Source organism: Azospirillum sp. UENF 211521, from assembly GCF_058780535.1.
Genome location: NZ_JBSNCF010000001.1, coordinates 998,010 through 1,012,927, shown reverse-complemented (window position 1 = coordinate 1,012,927; position 14,918 = coordinate 998,010). Strand labels below are relative to the sequence as shown.

The 14,918-nt window shown below is 65.7% G+C and carries 15 protein-coding genes; 14 read left to right on the top strand and 1 reads right to left on the bottom strand.

Annotation, left to right across the window (positions count from 1 at the left end; all coding sequences use genetic code 11):
- The first annotated feature begins 206 nt into the window (after positions 1–206).
- The 11 genes from nifH (at position 207) to ACWPN5_RS04620 (ending at position 11,529) form a co-directional block, all read left to right on the top strand.
- Positions 207–1,088, top strand: coding sequence for a nitrogenase iron protein (nifH, locus tag ACWPN5_RS04670; protein WP_014239786.1), 882 nt, complete (start codon positions 207–209; stop codon positions 1,086–1,088).
- Positions 1,089–1,227: 139 nt separating this feature from the next.
- The gene (nifD, locus tag ACWPN5_RS04665) at positions 1,228–2,667 is read left to right on the top strand and encodes a nitrogenase molybdenum-iron protein alpha chain (protein WP_014239785.1); all 1,440 of its coding nucleotides are present in this window, start codon (positions 1,228–1,230) and stop codon (positions 2,665–2,667) included.
- 30 nt (positions 2,668–2,697) lie between these two features.
- Entirely contained in the window at positions 2,698–4,257 is a 1,560-nt protein-coding gene (gene nifK / locus ACWPN5_RS04660) for a nitrogenase molybdenum-iron protein subunit beta (RefSeq protein WP_200477592.1), read from the top strand.
- 512 nt (positions 4,258–4,769) lie between these two features.
- A complete protein-coding gene (locus ACWPN5_RS04655; RefSeq protein ID WP_145689077.1) occupies positions 4,770–6,257 on the top strand; it encodes a methyl-accepting chemotaxis protein in 1,488 nt (495 codons plus the stop codon).
- A 190-nt stretch (positions 6,258–6,447) separates the two neighbouring features.
- The gene (nifE, locus tag ACWPN5_RS04650) at positions 6,448–7,863 is read left to right on the top strand and encodes a nitrogenase iron-molybdenum cofactor biosynthesis protein NifE (protein WP_492294503.1); all 1,416 of its coding nucleotides are present in this window, start codon (positions 6,448–6,450) and stop codon (positions 7,861–7,863) included.
- 5 nt (positions 7,864–7,868) lie between these two features.
- Positions 7,869–9,269 (top strand): nitrogenase iron-molybdenum cofactor biosynthesis protein NifN, encoded by a 1,401-nt coding sequence (gene nifN, locus ACWPN5_RS04645; protein WP_492294501.1) that lies wholly within the window; start codon positions 7,869–7,871, stop codon positions 9,267–9,269.
- Between the two features lie 47 nt (positions 9,270–9,316).
- Positions 9,317–9,718, top strand: coding sequence for a nitrogen fixation protein NifX (gene nifX / locus ACWPN5_RS04640; RefSeq protein WP_035672311.1), 402 nt, complete (start codon positions 9,317–9,319; stop codon positions 9,716–9,718).
- 4 nt (positions 9,719–9,722) lie between these two features.
- Complete coding sequence (locus ACWPN5_RS04635; RefSeq protein ID WP_137102565.1) at positions 9,723–10,187, top strand: NifX-associated nitrogen fixation protein; 465 nt, start codon at positions 9,723–9,725, stop codon at positions 10,185–10,187.
- 10 nt (positions 10,188–10,197) lie between these two features.
- Positions 10,198–10,404: a CCE_0567 family metalloprotein gene (locus tag ACWPN5_RS04630; protein WP_035672275.1), complete on the top strand. Its 207-nt coding sequence runs from the start codon at positions 10,198–10,200 to the stop codon at positions 10,402–10,404.
- Between the two features lie 172 nt (positions 10,405–10,576).
- The gene (gene fdxB / locus ACWPN5_RS04625) at positions 10,577–10,870 is read left to right on the top strand and encodes a ferredoxin III, nif-specific (protein ID WP_114860860.1); all 294 of its coding nucleotides are present in this window, start codon (positions 10,577–10,579) and stop codon (positions 10,868–10,870) included.
- 68 nt (positions 10,871–10,938) lie between these two features.
- Complete coding sequence (locus ACWPN5_RS04620; protein ID WP_145689074.1) at positions 10,939–11,529, top strand: nitrogen fixation protein NifQ; 591 nt, start codon at positions 10,939–10,941, stop codon at positions 11,527–11,529.
- Positions 11,530–11,563: 34 nt separating this feature from the next.
- On the opposite strand, the gene ACWPN5_RS04615 is transcribed toward ACWPN5_RS04620, so the two are convergent.
- Positions 11,564–12,061 carry a hypothetical protein gene (locus tag ACWPN5_RS04615; RefSeq protein ID WP_492294497.1) on the bottom strand — a complete coding sequence of 166 codons (498 nt, stop codon included), beginning with the start codon at positions 12,059–12,061 and terminating at the stop codon, positions 11,564–11,566.
- 281 nt (positions 12,062–12,342) lie between these two features.
- On the opposite strand from ACWPN5_RS04615, the gene ACWPN5_RS04610 reads away from it, so the two are divergent.
- The 3 genes from ACWPN5_RS04610 to nifS are packed head-to-tail and all read left to right on the top strand — an operon-like array spanning position 12,343 to position 14,898.
- Positions 12,343–12,723, top strand: coding sequence for a HesB/IscA family protein (locus tag ACWPN5_RS04610; protein ID WP_014239772.1), 381 nt, complete (start codon positions 12,343–12,345; stop codon positions 12,721–12,723).
- A 48-nt stretch (positions 12,724–12,771) separates the two neighbouring features.
- The gene (gene nifU / locus ACWPN5_RS04605) at positions 12,772–13,689 is read left to right on the top strand and encodes a Fe-S cluster assembly protein NifU (protein ID WP_137115835.1); all 918 of its coding nucleotides are present in this window, start codon (positions 12,772–12,774) and stop codon (positions 13,687–13,689) included.
- 3 nt (positions 13,690–13,692) lie between these two features.
- Entirely contained in the window at positions 13,693–14,898 is a 1,206-nt protein-coding gene (gene nifS / locus ACWPN5_RS04600; protein WP_145679125.1) for a cysteine desulfurase NifS, read from the top strand.
- Positions 14,899–14,918 lie beyond the last annotated feature (20 nt).

Sequence of the window (14,918 nt, the reverse complement as noted above, 5' to 3'; positions counted from 1 at the left end):
AAAATGTCGGGCTTTGTCGGGTATGTCACAGGCCCGACAAAGCGGACCGCGCTTGTCCGTAATCAAATTTACTGTTCAATTTCAATAACTTAAAATTTTTCGGCGAACTGGCACGGGGGATGCAGAGAAGGGGTCGAAGCGGCCGCTGGGCAGGCCGCCCCGGAATTGAAGACACCCTGTAGACCCAAGCAAAGGAGTAACCTCCCATGTCTTTGCGCCAGATTGCGTTCTACGGTAAGGGCGGTATCGGCAAGTCCACCACCTCCCAGAACACCCTGGCCGCGCTGGTCGAGCTGGATCAGAAGATCCTGATCGTCGGCTGCGATCCGAAGGCCGACTCGACCCGCCTGATCCTGCACGCCAAGGCGCAGGACACCGTGCTGCACCTCGCCGCCGAAGCCGGCTCGGTCGAGGATCTGGAGCTCGAGGACGTTCTCAAGATCGGCTACAAGGGCATCAAGTGCGTCGAGTCCGGCGGTCCGGAGCCGGGGGTCGGCTGCGCCGGCCGCGGCGTGATCACCTCGATCAACTTCCTCGAAGAGAACGGCGCGTACGACGACGTGGACTATGTGTCCTACGACGTGCTGGGCGACGTGGTGTGCGGCGGTTTCGCCATGCCCATCCGCGAGAACAAGGCCCAGGAAATCTACATCGTCATGTCCGGTGAGATGATGGCGCTCTACGCCGCCAACAACATCGCCAAGGGCATCCTGAAGTACGCGCACAGCGGCGGCGTGCGCCTCGGCGGCCTGATCTGCAACGAGCGCCAGACCGACAAGGAAATCGACCTCGCCTCGGCCCTGGCCGCCCGCCTCGGCACCCAGCTCATCCACTTCGTGCCGCGCGACAACATCGTGCAGCACGCCGAGCTGCGCCGCATGACCGTGATCGAGTACGCGCCGGACAGCCAGCAGGCCCAGGAATACCGCCAGCTCGCCAACAAGGTCCACGCGAACAAGGGCAAGGGCACCATCCCGACCCCGATCACGATGGAAGAGCTGGAAGAGATGCTGATGGACTTCGGCATCATGAAGTCGGAGGAGCAGCAGCTCGCCGAGCTCCAGGCCAAGGAAGCCGCCAAGGCCTGACACCTGGATCCCTGACGGGGCACAGGTCTGAACTGGCCCCCTCCCCAGCCCACCCCGCCAATCCGCGCGGGGTGGGAGAGGGGGCTCGGTCCCGCGCTGAAGTGGCGCGGACAATGAGAGCATGCAGGAGACTGGCACCATGAGCCTGTCCGTGAACGAAGGCGTCGACGTCAAGGGTCTCGTCGACAAGGTTCTCGAAGCGTATCCCGAGAAGTCCCGCAAGCGCCGCGCCAAGCACCTGAACGTGCTGGAAGCCGAGGCGAAGGACTGCGGCGTCAAGTCGAACATCAAGTCGATCCCCGGTGTGATGACCATCCGTGGTTGCGCCTACGCCGGTTCCAAGGGCGTGGTGTGGGGTCCGATCAAGGACATGATCCACATCTCCCACGGCCCGGTCGGCTGCGGCTACTACTCCTGGTCCGGCCGCCGCAACTACTATGTCGGCGACACCGGCGTGGACAGCTGGGGCACGATGCACTTCACCTCCGACTTCCAGGAGAAGGACATCGTCTTCGGCGGCGACAAGAAGCTGCACAAGGTGATCGAGGAGATCAACGAGCTGTTCCCGCTCGTCAACGGCATCTCCATCCAGTCCGAGTGCCCGATCGGCCTGATCGGCGACGACATCGAGGCGGTCGCCCGCGCCAAGTCCGAGGAGCTGGGCAAGCCGGTCGTTCCGGTCCGTTGCGAAGGCTTCCGCGGCGTCTCCCAGTCGCTGGGCCACCACATCGCCAACGACGTCATCCGCGACTGGATCTTCGAGAAGACCGAGCCGAAGGAAGGCTTCGTCTCCACCCCGTACGACGTCACCATCATCGGTGACTACAACATCGGTGGCGACGCCTGGGCCAGCCGCATCCTGCTGGAAGAGATCGGCCTGCGCGTGATCGCCCAGTGGTCGGGCGACGGCACGCTCGCCGAGCTGGAGAACACGCCGAAGGCGAAGGTGAACCTCATCCACTGCTACCGCTCGATGAACTACATCGCGCGCCACATGGAAGAGAAGTTCGGTATTCCGTGGATGGAGTACAACTTCTTCGGCCCGTCGCAGATCGCCGAGTCCCTGCGCAAGATCGCCGCTCTCTTCGATGACACCATCAAGGAGAACGCGGAGAAGGTCATCGCCAAGTACCAGCCGATGGTCGACGCCGTCATCGCCAAGTTCAAGCCGCGGCTCGAAGGCAAGAAGGTGATGATCTACGTCGGCGGCCTGCGTCCGCGCCACGTGGTCGACGCCTACCATGACCTGGGCATGGAGATCGTCGGCACGGGTTACGAGTTCGCCCACAACGACGACTATCAGCGCACCCAGCACTACGTGAAGGAAGGCACGCTGATCTACGACGACGTCACCGCCTTCGAGCTGGAGAAGTTCGTCGAGGTGATGCGTCCGGACCTCGTCGCCTCGGGCATCAAGGAAAAGTACGTCTTCCAGAAGATGGGCCTGCCCTTCCGCCAGATGCACTCCTGGGATTACTCGGGTCCGTATCACGGCTACGACGGCTTCGCGATCTTCGCCCGCGACATGGATCTGGCCATCAACAACCCCGTCTGGGGCATCATGAAGGCTCCGTTCTAAAGCGGCCTCTGGAAGATAGGAGTAATGAGCATGTCCCACCCCGTTTCCCAGAGCGCCGACAAGGTCATCGACCACTTCACGCTCTTCCGTCAGCCCGAATACAAGGAGCTGCTCGAGCGCAAGAAGACGGAGTTCGAGTACGGCCACTCCGACGAAGAGGTCGCCCGGGTTTCCGCGTGGACCAAGACGGAAGAGTACAAGGAAAAGAACTTCGCCCGTGAGGCGGTCGTCATCAACCCGACGAAGGCCTGCCAGCCGATCGGCGCGATGTTCGCGGCCCAGGGCTTCGAGGGCACCCTGCCCTTCGTCCATGGTTCGCAGGGCTGCGTCGCCTACTACCGCACGCACCTCACCCGCCACTTCAAGGAGCCGAACTCAGCGGTCTCCTCGTCGATGACGGAAGACGCGGCGGTGTTCGGCGGCCTGAACAACATGATCGACGGCCTGGCCAACGCCTACGCGCTGTACAAGCCGAAGATGATCGCCGTGCTGACCACCTGCATGGCGGAAGTCATCGGCGACGACCTCTCTGGCTTCATCAACAACGCGAAGAACAAGGAAAGCGTCCCGGCGGATTTCCCGGTTCCCTTCGCCCACACCCCGGCCTTCGTCGGCAGCCACATCGTCGGCTACGACAACATGATCAAGGGTGTTCTGACCCACTTCTGGGGCACGTCGGAGAACTTCGACACCCCGAAGAACGAGACGATCAACCTGATCCCGGGCTTCGACGGCTTCGCGGTCGGCAACAACCGCGAGCTGAAGCGCATCGCCGGCCTGTTCGGCATCGACCTGACGATCCTGTCGGACGTGTCGGACAACTTCGACACCCCGGCCGACGGCGAGTACCGCATGTATGACGGCGGCACCCCGCTGGAGGCCACGAAGGAGGCCGTCCACGCCAAGGCCACCATCTCCATGCAGGAATACTGCACCCCGCAGTCCCTGCAGTTCATCAAGGAGAAGGGCCAGCAGGTCGCCAAGTACAACTACCCGATGGGCGTCACCGGCACCGACGAGCTTCTGCTGAAGCTGGCCGAGCTGTCCGGCAAGCCGGTCCCGGCGGAGCTGAAGCTGGAGCGCGGCCGTCTCGTCGACGCCATCGCCGACAGCCACACCCACCTGCACGGCAAGCGCTTCGCCGTGTACGGCGACCCGGACTTCTGCCTGGGCATGTCGAAGTTCCTGATGGAGCTGGGTGCCGAGCCGGTGCACATCCTGTCCACCTCCGGCTCGAAGAAGTGGGAGAAGCAGGTTCAGAAGGTGCTCGACGCCTCGCCGTTCGGCAAGTCCGGCAAGGCCTACGGCGGCAAGGACCTCTGGCACCTGCGCTCGCTGCTGTTCACCGACAAGGTCGACTACATCATCGGCAACAGCTACGGCAAGTATCTGGAGCGCGACACCAAGATCCCGCTCATCCGCCTGACCTACCCGATCTTCGACCGCCACCACCATCACCGTTACCCGACCTGGGGCTACCAGGGCGCTCTGAACGTTCTGGTGCGCATCCTGGATCGGATCTTCGAGGATATGGACGCCAACACGAACATCGTCGGCGAGACCGACTACTCGTTCGATCTGGTGCGCTGACCTCCCCCGGCCGGCGCGGGGCCTCCATCCCCCTGCCCGGCCGCTTCCCCGGAGAGCCGGAGCCCACCGCGAGGTGGGCTCCGGCTTTTCCTTTTTCCGATCCGTGGTCTTGCGGGGCCTGACAGCGGGCCGGCGGAGCCATCACCCCTGGTGGAAAGGGTGCGGCCCCACCCCCAGCGATCGCTGCACCCCGCCCCTCCACACAGCTTCATGACGAAGGGCGTCCGGCGCGGCGATACCCGACCGCTCTCCGTTTCCTGCGCCGATTTCCCACGGGTTGAATGGCCGGGGCGCATGAAAGCCACGAGCTCCCAGCGATCACCACCCACTGAATATCCACAACATCAACAAAAAATTGCAATCGTTCGACATCTTTTAAAATATATGCGCTCGCGATTACTTTCACCACCAGGGCGATGCAGCGCAACACCAAGAGTAATTAATTATTTTTTATCCAAGCTCCCCATAGCCTCAAAAAATCTTTCCCGTCTTAAGCGTCAAGGATAATCGGCATGCCCTTTAAAGCCTTTCTAAAGTCGAAAAATACTGAGGCGTCCGAGATCACGGACGCATTAGACAAATCTAATGGCATAATCACCTTTGACACATCTGGCAACATATTGTCGGCAAATGACCAATTTCTCCGATGCATGGGATACAGCTTCGAGGAGATCAAAGGGAAGCATCATCGCATCTTCGTCGAGACGAGCCTCCAGGACGGCCCGGAATACAAGGATTTCTGGGAGCGGCTGCGTCGCGGCGAGTTCCAGTCCTCCCTCTACAAGCGCATCGGCAAGGGCGGGCGGGAAGTCTGGATCGAGGCCTCCTACAACCCGATCAAGAACCGCCAGGGCGTCACCCACAAGGTGGTGAAGGTCTGCACCGACGTCACCGAGCGCCACCGGGAGCACCTCGATCTGCGCGGCAAGGCGGAGGCCATCTCGAAGTCGCAGGCGGTGATCGAGTTCACCCCGGACGGCACGGTCATCACCGCCAACGAGAATTTCCTGTCCCTGCTCGGCTACACGTTGCCGGAGATCGCCGGGCGCCACCACAGCACCTTCGTCGATCCGGCCGAGCACGGCGGCGCGGACTACCGTGCCTTCTGGGAAAGCCTGCGGCAGGGCCGCTTCCAGGCCGCCCAGTACAAGCGGATCGGCAAGGGCGGGCGGGTCGTGTGGATCCAGGCCTCCTACAACCCGGTGTTCGACAGCAGCAACCGGCTGAGCAAGATCGTCAAGTTCGCCACCGACATCACCCAGCAGGTGCAGTTGCTGGACCAGCTCAAGTCCCTGATCGACAACAACTTCACCGAGATCGACACCGCGCTCTCCGCCGCCGGCCGGCAGGCCGAGGACGCCGCCCAGCGGTCGGGCGCGACCCAGGGCACCGTCCAGACCGTCGCCGCGAGCGCGGAGGAGCTGGCCGCGTCGGCCCGCGAGATCGCCGACAGCATGATCCGCTCCCGCCAGGCGGCGAGCACGGCGATGGATGAGACGGAGAACGCTGACCGCGCGGCGGCGCGGCTGGCCGAGGTCGCCAAGGCGATGGGCGGCATTGTCGACCTGATCAGCTCGATCGCCAGCCAGATCAACCTGCTGGCGCTCAACGCCACCATCGAGGCGGCGCGGGCCGGCGAGGCCGGGCGCGGCTTCGCGGTGGTCGCCAACGAGGTCAAGAATCTCGCCAACCAGTCGGCCAGCGCGACCGCCCAGATCACCAAGGAGATCGAGGGGATGCAGGCCGTCTCGTCCGACGTGGTCGCGTCGCTGGGCAACATCCGTCAGGCGACCGGCAACCTGATGGAGTTCGTCACCGTCTCCGCCGGGGCGGTGGAGGAGCAGAGCGCGGTCACCGGCGACATGTCGACCAACATGCAGAACGCCTCGGCCTCGGTCAACGCCGTCGACCACAACATCGGCGCCATCAACGCCGCGATCACCCAGATCGCCGCGGCCGTCTCGGAAACCAAGGAAGCCGCCAAGGTCCTGGCCCGTTGAGGGCGTCCGCCTTACGCGGCCCCCTCCTCGCTCCAAGCTGTGCGATACCCGACAAAGTCCGCCATTGTCGGGTATCGCACACGGGGCCACTTGCCACAACTTATTGAATATAAACAATTCACTGTCTGGCACACCTCCTGCATATGACCGGCTCACAGGCGCCGATGTCGGCCAATGGCGGGAGAAGGTCATGCTCCAGGAAAAGCTCCAGGACGTCTTCAACGAGCCCGGTTGCTCCACCAACCAAGCCAAGTCGGAGAAGGAGCGGAAGAAGGGTTGCTCGAAGGCGCTGAAGCCCGGAGCGGCCGCCGGCGGCTGCGCCTATGACGGCGCGATGATCGCGCTCCAGCCGATCGCCGACGCCGCCCACCTCGTGCACGGGCCGATCGCCTGCCTCGGCAACTCCTGGGACAACCGCGGCACCAAATCGTCGGGCTCGCAGCTCTACCGCACCGGCTTCACCACGGACATGTCGGAACTCGACATCATCCATGGCGGCGAGAAGAAGCTCTACCGGGCGATCAAGGAGATCGTGCAGCAGTACGATCCGCCGGCCGTCTTCGTCTATCAGACCTGCGTCCCCGCCATGATCGGCGACGACATCGAGGCGGTCTGCAAATTCGCCGCGAAGAAGCTGGGCAAGCCGGTGATCCCGGTGATGGCGCCGGGCTTCGTGGGCTCGAAGAACCTGGGCAACAAGCTGGCCGGCGAGACTCTGCTCGACCACGTCATCGGCACGGTGGAGCCGGAGGTCACGACCCCGACCGACATCTGCATCGTCGGCGAATACAATCTGGCCGGCGAGCTGTGGCTGGTGAAGCCTCTGCTCGACGAGATCGGCATCCGCATCCTGTCCTGCATCTCCGGCGACGGGCGCTACAACGAGGTGGCGCAGGCCCACCGGGCGCGGCTGACCATGGTGGTCTGCTCGCAGGCGCTGGTGAATGTCGGGCGCAAGATGCAGGAGCGCTGGGGCATCCCCTATTTCGAAGGCTCCTTCTACGGCGTGTCGGACATGTCGGACACGCTGCGCACCATGGCCCGCATGCTGGTGGAGCGCGGCGCCGACAAGGCGATCATCGACCGCACCGAGGGCGTCATCGCCCGCGAGGAAAGCCGCGTCTGGCGGCGCCTGGAACCCTACAAGCCGCGCTTCGACGGCAAGCGCGTCCTGCTGTTCACCGGCGGCGTGAAGAGCTGGTCGATGGTCACCGCGCTGGAGGGCGCCGGGCTGACCATCGTCGGCACCTCCACCAAGAAGTCCACCAAGGAGGACAAGGAGCGCATCAAGAAGATGAAGGGGGAGGAGTTCCACCAGTGGGACGACCTGAAGCCCCGCGACATCTACAAGATGCTGCGCGACAGCGAGGCCGACATCATGATGTCGGGCGGCCGGTCGCAGTTCATCGCGCTGAAGGCCAAGGTGCCGTGGCTCGACCTGAACCAGGAGCGCCACACCCCCTACGCGGGCTATGACGGCATCGTCAACCTGTGTGAGGAAATCGACAAGACCCTGTCCAACCCGATCTGGCGGCAGGTGCGTCTGGCCGCCCCCTGGGACTTGAAACCGGACGCCAAGCCGGACTCCCGGCCGGTGGGAGCGTAACCGCCATGGGCAACATCCAGCGCTTCCCCCATTCCGCCAAGGCAGCCTCCACCAACCCACTGAAGATGAGCCAGCCGCTGGGCGCGGCGCTCGCCTTCCTCGGCGTGGACCGCTGCATGCCGCTGTTCCACGGCAGCCAGGGCTGCACCGCCTTCGGGCTGGTCCTGCTGGTCCGCCATTTCCGCGAGGCCATTCCGCTCCAGACCACGGCGATGGATCAGGTCTCGACCATCCTCGGCGGCTACGAGAATCTGGAGCAGGCCGTCCGCACCATCCACGAGCGCAACGCGCCCGCCCTGATCGGCGTCGCCACCACCGGCGTGACCGAGACCAAGGGCGAAGACATGGCCGGCCAGTATTCGCTGTTCCGCCAGCGCAACCCCGCCCTGGCCGGCCTGAAGCTGGTCTTTGCCAACACCCCGGACTTTTCCGGCGGGTTTGAGGACGGCTTCTCCGCCGCGGTGACCGGCATCGTCGAGGAGGTGGTCCAGCCGTCGGAAACCACGGTGAAGGGCCAGATCAATGTGCTGGCCGGCTGCCACCTGTCGCCGGGCGACGTCGAGGAACTGCGCGACATCATCGAAAGCTTCGGCCTGTCGCCGATCTTCCTGCCCGACCTGTCGCTGTCCATGTCGGGCCGCCAGCCCGACGACTTCACGGCGACCTCGCTGGGCGGCGTGACGGTGGAGCAGATCGCGTCCATGGGCGCGTCGGAACTCACGCTGGTAGTGGGCGAGCACATGCGCGTCGCCGCCGCCGCGCTGGAGCTGAAGACCGACGTGCGCAGCGTCTTCTTCGACCGGCTGACCGGGCTGGAGGCGTCGGACCGCCTCGTCCGCACCCTGTCGGAGCTGTCGGGCCGCCCGGTACCGGCGAAGCTGCGCCGCCAGCGCGAGACGCTGGTCGACGGCATGCTGGACGGGCATTTCTTCTACAGCCGCAAGCGGATCGCCGTGGCGCTGGAGCCGGACCTGCTCTACGCCGTCACCAGCTTCCTGGCGGACATGGGGGCGGAGGTGATCGCCGCCGTCTCCCCCACCCAGACCGCCGTGTTGGAGAAGCTGAAGGCCGCGACCGTCATGGTCGGCGACCATTCCGACGTGGAGACTCTGGCCCGCGACGCCGATCTGATCGTCTCGAACTCGCACGGGCGGCAGGGGGCGGCGCGCATCGGCGTGCCGCTGCACCGCATGGGCCTCCCGATGTTCGACCGGCTGGGCGCCGGGCTGAAGGTCCATGTCGGCTACCGCGGCACCCGCGAGCTTCTGTTCGAGATCGGCAACCTGTTCCTGTCCCGGGAGATGGACCACGACGAGCACGGCCACGCTCACGGTCATCCTCACGGGGACGGGCATGAACACGGCCAGCACTGCGGGAGCGGATCATGCGGATGCAGCGCCGGCTGAGTGTGGTGGGCCAGGCCGAGGAGGGCCGGCCCCGCAAAGGAGGTTCCATGAAGGTCGCTTTCTGCACCCAGGACATGCAGCACGTCGACGCGCATTTCGGGTGGGCCAAGAACATCGTGGTCTACGAGGTGGACAAGGCCGGCTACACGATGGTCGAGACCTGCCAGTTCGGCGGCTCGATGTTCGAGGACGGCAACGAGGACAAGCTGATCCCGAAGCTCGACGCGCTGGCCGACTGCGCCATCGTCTACCTGTCGGCCATTGGCGCCTCCGCCGCCGCCCGCGTGGTGGCGAAGAAGATCCACCCCGTGAAGGTGGAGGCCACGGAGACCATCACCGCCCTGCTCGACCGTCTGGTCGAAACCATCAACGGCAACCCGCCGCCCTGGCTGCGCAAGGCCCTGAACGCCGGCCAGCCGCAGGAGCTGGCTTTCGACGAGGAGGATTGAGAGCATGACCGACACCACCGTGGCCGCCGGGAGCGATCTCGCCGAGGCCTTTCTGAAGACCCTGGTCATGCTGTTCCGCGCCGAAGACAGCTACGGCGCCTGGGAAGGCAAGAGCGACGAGACGATCCTCGCGCCCTTCATCCTCGACAAGGAGGCCCGCGCCGCCATTCCGATCATGGGCGACCCGGACCCCGACACGCTGTGGCGGCTGGAGCTGTTCTACAAGGCCGTCGGCATCACGGTCGAGAAGCAGACCGGCCACATCGCCTCCCCCATCATGAAGATGAGCCACGAGGGCTTCGGCCGCATGGTGCTGACCACGGGCCGGCTGGTCGTGGTGTCGAAGCATCTGCGCGACGTCCACCGCTTCGGCTTCCCGTCGTTGGAGAAGCTGGCCGCCGACGGCGCGAAGGTCGTGGAAGAGGCTGTGACGCTGATCCGCAAATATCCCGACGTCGCCGATCTGTGAGGGTTCCGCCATGTCCGACATCGACGCCCTGAAGGACGAGGTCAAGAAGCTCAACGCCCGCGCGACCCAGAAGAAGATGGACCTGCACGACCTGTCGGAGGAGTTGCCGCAGAACTGGCAATCCATCCTCCAGGTCGCCCAGGAGACCTACGATGCCTACAAGACCCTGACCGAGAAGCGCGCCGCGCTGAAGGCGCTGGAGACGGCGTCCGCCTGAACACACCTTGCCCCCTCCCCGACCCTCCCCCGCTCTCGCGGGAGAGGGTGCCGTTTGCGAAGCGGCGGCAGTCCCCTCCACCGCCAAAGGCGGGGGAGGGTTAGGGAGGGGGCAACGGCAACGCCCATTCCCACCAAAAACCCCAACAACAAGCCCGATTGAGGAGCAGACGATGGCTGAGTTCGTGACCGGCACCACCCGCGGCGGCGCCGCCTGGACGCCGAAATTCGTGGAAAGCGTCGACCAGAAGATGTGCATCGGCTGCGGCCGCTGCTTCAAGGTCTGCGGCCGCGACGTGCTGGAGCTGATCGGCATCACCGAGGACGGCGACATCGTCGACGCCTTCGACGACGAGGCCGAGAAGAAGGTCATGAGCGTCAAGAACGCCGGCAACTGCATCGGCTGCGAGAGCTGCGGCAAGGTCTGCTCCAAGAGCTGCATCACCCACTTGCCCCAGGCGGCCTGAGGGTCGCCCACCTCACCTGAACCTGTCTGAAGCGGCCTGACGGCCGCCCGCCCCCGGAGAACGGAGCCATGGGCATCCTGCACGCCGCCCCGCCGGGGGTGGGCGACACCACGCGGCTGTACCGCTGGCTGACCGACCGCCAGGGACGCTGCAACGTCTTCGACGCGCATCTGTTCGCCTGCATCCTGTCCCGCCGTTGGCCGGCGGGCCCGGGCGCCCTGGGTCTCGACGAGCGGGCGCTCGCCCAGCTGCTCGACCGCTATTTCCCCGGCGCCTTCGCGGCCGGCTTGCCGGTTCCCGACAGCTCGCCCACCCCCCTGCCGCCGCTTCTCCGGAGCGAGGCGGACGACATCGCCGCCCTTCTGCTCGCCCACCGCTCGCTGGGCATCGAGGAGGAGGACTGGCTCGCCGCGATCCTGGCGCGGGCCATGCTCGACGAGGGTGAGCTGTGGCGGGATCTCGGTCTGGCCGGACCGAGCCATCTCGCGGCGCTGATGGAGCGTCATTTCGACTCGCTGGCCCTGCTGAACGCCGCCGGCACCCGCTGGAAGGCTTTTCTCTACCGTTTCCTCTGCGCGCGGGACGGTCTGATCCCCTGCGGCGCCCCGGTCTGCCGCGATTGCGGCGCGGAGGCCGTGTGCTTCGGGTCGGGTGACTGACGGAACCGATCCGTCAATCACCCCTCTTCCCAAGTCATTCCTCCCCCAGGCCCTTCGCCAGTGCGGCGATGACGCCGTAGCCGACCCGGTCCTGCGGATCGATGTCCGTCAGCTTGGCGAGGATCGCCTTCGCCTCCTCCACCCGCTCGCTGCGCAAGCTGATGAAGGCCAGCGCCTTCAGGGTGAACAGGGTAAAGCGCGGTGGCCCTTCCCTCGTCCAATCCACGCTGTCCACGCGCAGGCTCCGCCAGTCGCCGGCATAGCCGCCCTCGCGCGCCGCCGCGTCCAGCCCGATCATCGCCACCCGCTCCGCGTCCGCGAAGCGCTTGCGGTTGAAGTAGAATTTGTAGAGCGCGTAGAAGACCGGCAGGACGCGCGGCCCCATCCGGTGGGCCTCCCACAGCAGGGCCTCGCAGGCCGCGGCGTCGGGGCGGGCGTTCACCGCCTCCTGCAGTTTCTCGTCGATGTGCTCGGGCACCTCGCCGAAGGCCATCCGCCCGTTGGACATCCGCAATTCGACCGGCCGCTCCATCACCCGTCCCCTTCCGTTGTTTCGCAGAACCGTGCGCCCGTCCGACAATCCTGTATGGGCCGCAAGCCGGTTTCGCAAAAGCCCACAATCAAATTGTGCGTCCTTTCGTCGCAGGATGTCGCAAAGCCGACATGGCCCCGACCCGACAATTGTCGGGAAGACACCAGCCGTCCGACCTGACAATCCATCAAAATCAATGACTTAAAATTTGGCACGCCGCTTGCTGAGCCTATGACCAGGAACGGTCGGCATGCCCGACGGAGCATTTGGAGGCGGCAGACATGGTGACCCTGACGGATGCGGCGGTGAACACCCTGGAGCGCGTGCTGGCGAAGTCCGGCGGCGCCGCGGCCGGCCTGCGCATCGCGGTGGCCGACGGCGGCTGCGCCGGCATGAAGTACCAGATGGGGCTGGAGGCCACGGCGGGCGACGAAGACGCCGTGCTGACCTTCGGCCCGGTGACGATCTTCGTCGATCCGACCAGCCAGCCCTTCCTGACCGGCGTGGTGGTCGATTTCGTCGAAGGGGTCGAGGGCGCGGGCTTCAAGTTCGACAACCCGAACGCGACGGGCAGCTGCGGCTGCGGCAAGTCCTTCTCGGCGGGTCCGGGGGGCAGCTGCTCCTCCGCGCCGGCGGCCGGCGGCTGCGGCACCGCCCACTAACCCCGAACACTCTCCCCCCACCCGGTAACGCGGGAAAGGCAAGGCGTCATGTGGAACTACACCGACAAGGTCAAGGAACACTTCTTCAACCCGAAGAACGCCGGCGCGCTGGATGAGGCGAACGCCGTGGGCGAGGTCGGGTCGATCACCTGCGGCGACGCCCTGAAGCTGATGATGAAGGTCAACCCCGACAGCCAGGTCATCGAGGACGCGAAGTTCCAGACCTTCGGCTGCGGCTCGGCCATCGCGTCCTCGTCGGCGCTGACGGAGATGATCATCGGCAAGACGGTGGACGAGGCGCTGGCCGTCACCAACCGCGACATCGCCGAGTATCTGGGCGGCCTGCCGCCGGAGAAGATGCACTGTTCGGTCATGGGTGCCGAGGCGCTCCGCGCCGCCATCGCCAACTTCAAGGGCGAGGAGTGGGTCGACGACCACGAGGAAGGCGAGCTGGTCTGCAAGTGCTTCGGCATCGACGCGGCGATGATCGAGCGCGCGGTGACCGTCAACAGCCTGACCACGCTGGAGGAGGTCACCCACTACACCAAGGCCGGCGGCTCCTGCCAGACCTGCCACGAGAAGATCGAGGAGGTGCTGGAGGCCGTGCTCGCCAAGACCGGCGCGCTGGCCCCGCCCAAGTCCCACGCTCCCGGCACGGTCGGGCTGGACGCCATCAAGCCGCTGGCCCCGAAGGCCGAGGCCGCCCCGGCGAAGCTCACCAACGTGCAGCGCATGCAGAAGATCATGTTTGCCATCGAGGAGCTGCGCCCGCAGATCCAGCGCGACGGCGGCGACGTGGAGCTGGTGGACATCGACGGCAAGGACATCTACGTCCGGCTGACCGGCGCCTGCTCCGGCTGTTCGCAGTCCGCCGGCACCATGATGGGCGTGCAGGCCAAGCTGGTCGAGGCGCTGGGCGAGTTCGTCCGCGTCAAGCCCGCCTCCCTCCTGCCGGTGGGGGCCTGAGCCATGACCGCACAGGGTATTTACCTCGACAACAACGCCACCACCCGCGTCGACCCGGAAGTGCTGGCGGAGATGCTGCCGCTGTTCACCGAGCAGTTCGGCAACCCCTCCTCCATGCACGGTTTCGGCGCCGCGGTGGGCGGCAAGATCGAATGGGCGCGCAAGCAGGTGCAGGCGCTCCTCGGCGCCGCCCATGACAGCGAGATCGTCTTCACCTCCGGCGGGACGGAGAGCGACAACACCGCCATCCTGTCGGTGCTGGAGGCCTATCCGAAGAAGAAGAGCATCGTCACCAGCGTGGTCGAGCATCCCGCCGTCCTGGCGCTGTGCGACTATCTGGAGAAGAAGCGCGGCTACACCGTCCACCGCATCGGCGTGGACAACCGGGGCAACCTGGACCTCGACGCCTACAAGGCGGCGCTGGGGCCGGACGTCGCCATCGTCTCGATCATGTGGGCGAACAACGAGACCGGGACGATCTTCCCGATCGAGGAGCTGGCCCAGCTCGCCAAGGCGGCGGGGGCGGTGTTCCACACCGACGCCGTGCAGGCGGTCGGCAAGATCCCGATGACGCTCGCCACCAGCGCTGTGGACATGCTGTCGCTGTCCGGCCACAAGCTGCACGCGCCCAAGGGCATCGGCGCGCTCTACGTCAAGCGCGGCCTGCGCTTCCGCCCGATGCTGCGCGGCGGCCACCAGGAGCGCTCGCGCCGCGCCGGCACGGAGAACGCGCCGGGCATCGTCGGACTGGGGGCGGCGGCACAGCTCGCGCTCATGCACATGACCGACGAGAACACGCGGGTGAAGGCGCTGCGCGACAAGCTGGAGCAGGCCATCCTGGCCGCCGTTCCCAACTGCTTCGTCACCGGCAACCCGGCCAACCGCCTGCCCAACACCTGCAACGTCGCCTTCGAGTACATCGAGGGCGAGGCGATCCTCCTGCTGCTGAACGAGGCCGGCATCGCCGCCTCGTCGGGGTCGGCCTGCACCTCCGGGTCGCTGGAGCCGAGCCACGTGATGCGGGCGATGGGCGTGCCCTACACCGCCGCCCACGGCGCCACCCGCTTCTCCCTGTCGCGCGAAACGACCGAGGAGGAGATCGACCGGGTGATCGCGGTGGTCCCCGGCATCATCGCGAAGCTGCGCTCGCTGTCGCCCTACTGGTCGCAGGCGGGCGCGCCGAAGGAGTTCGCACCGGTCTATTCGTAACACCGAGATCGCAGGCCGGG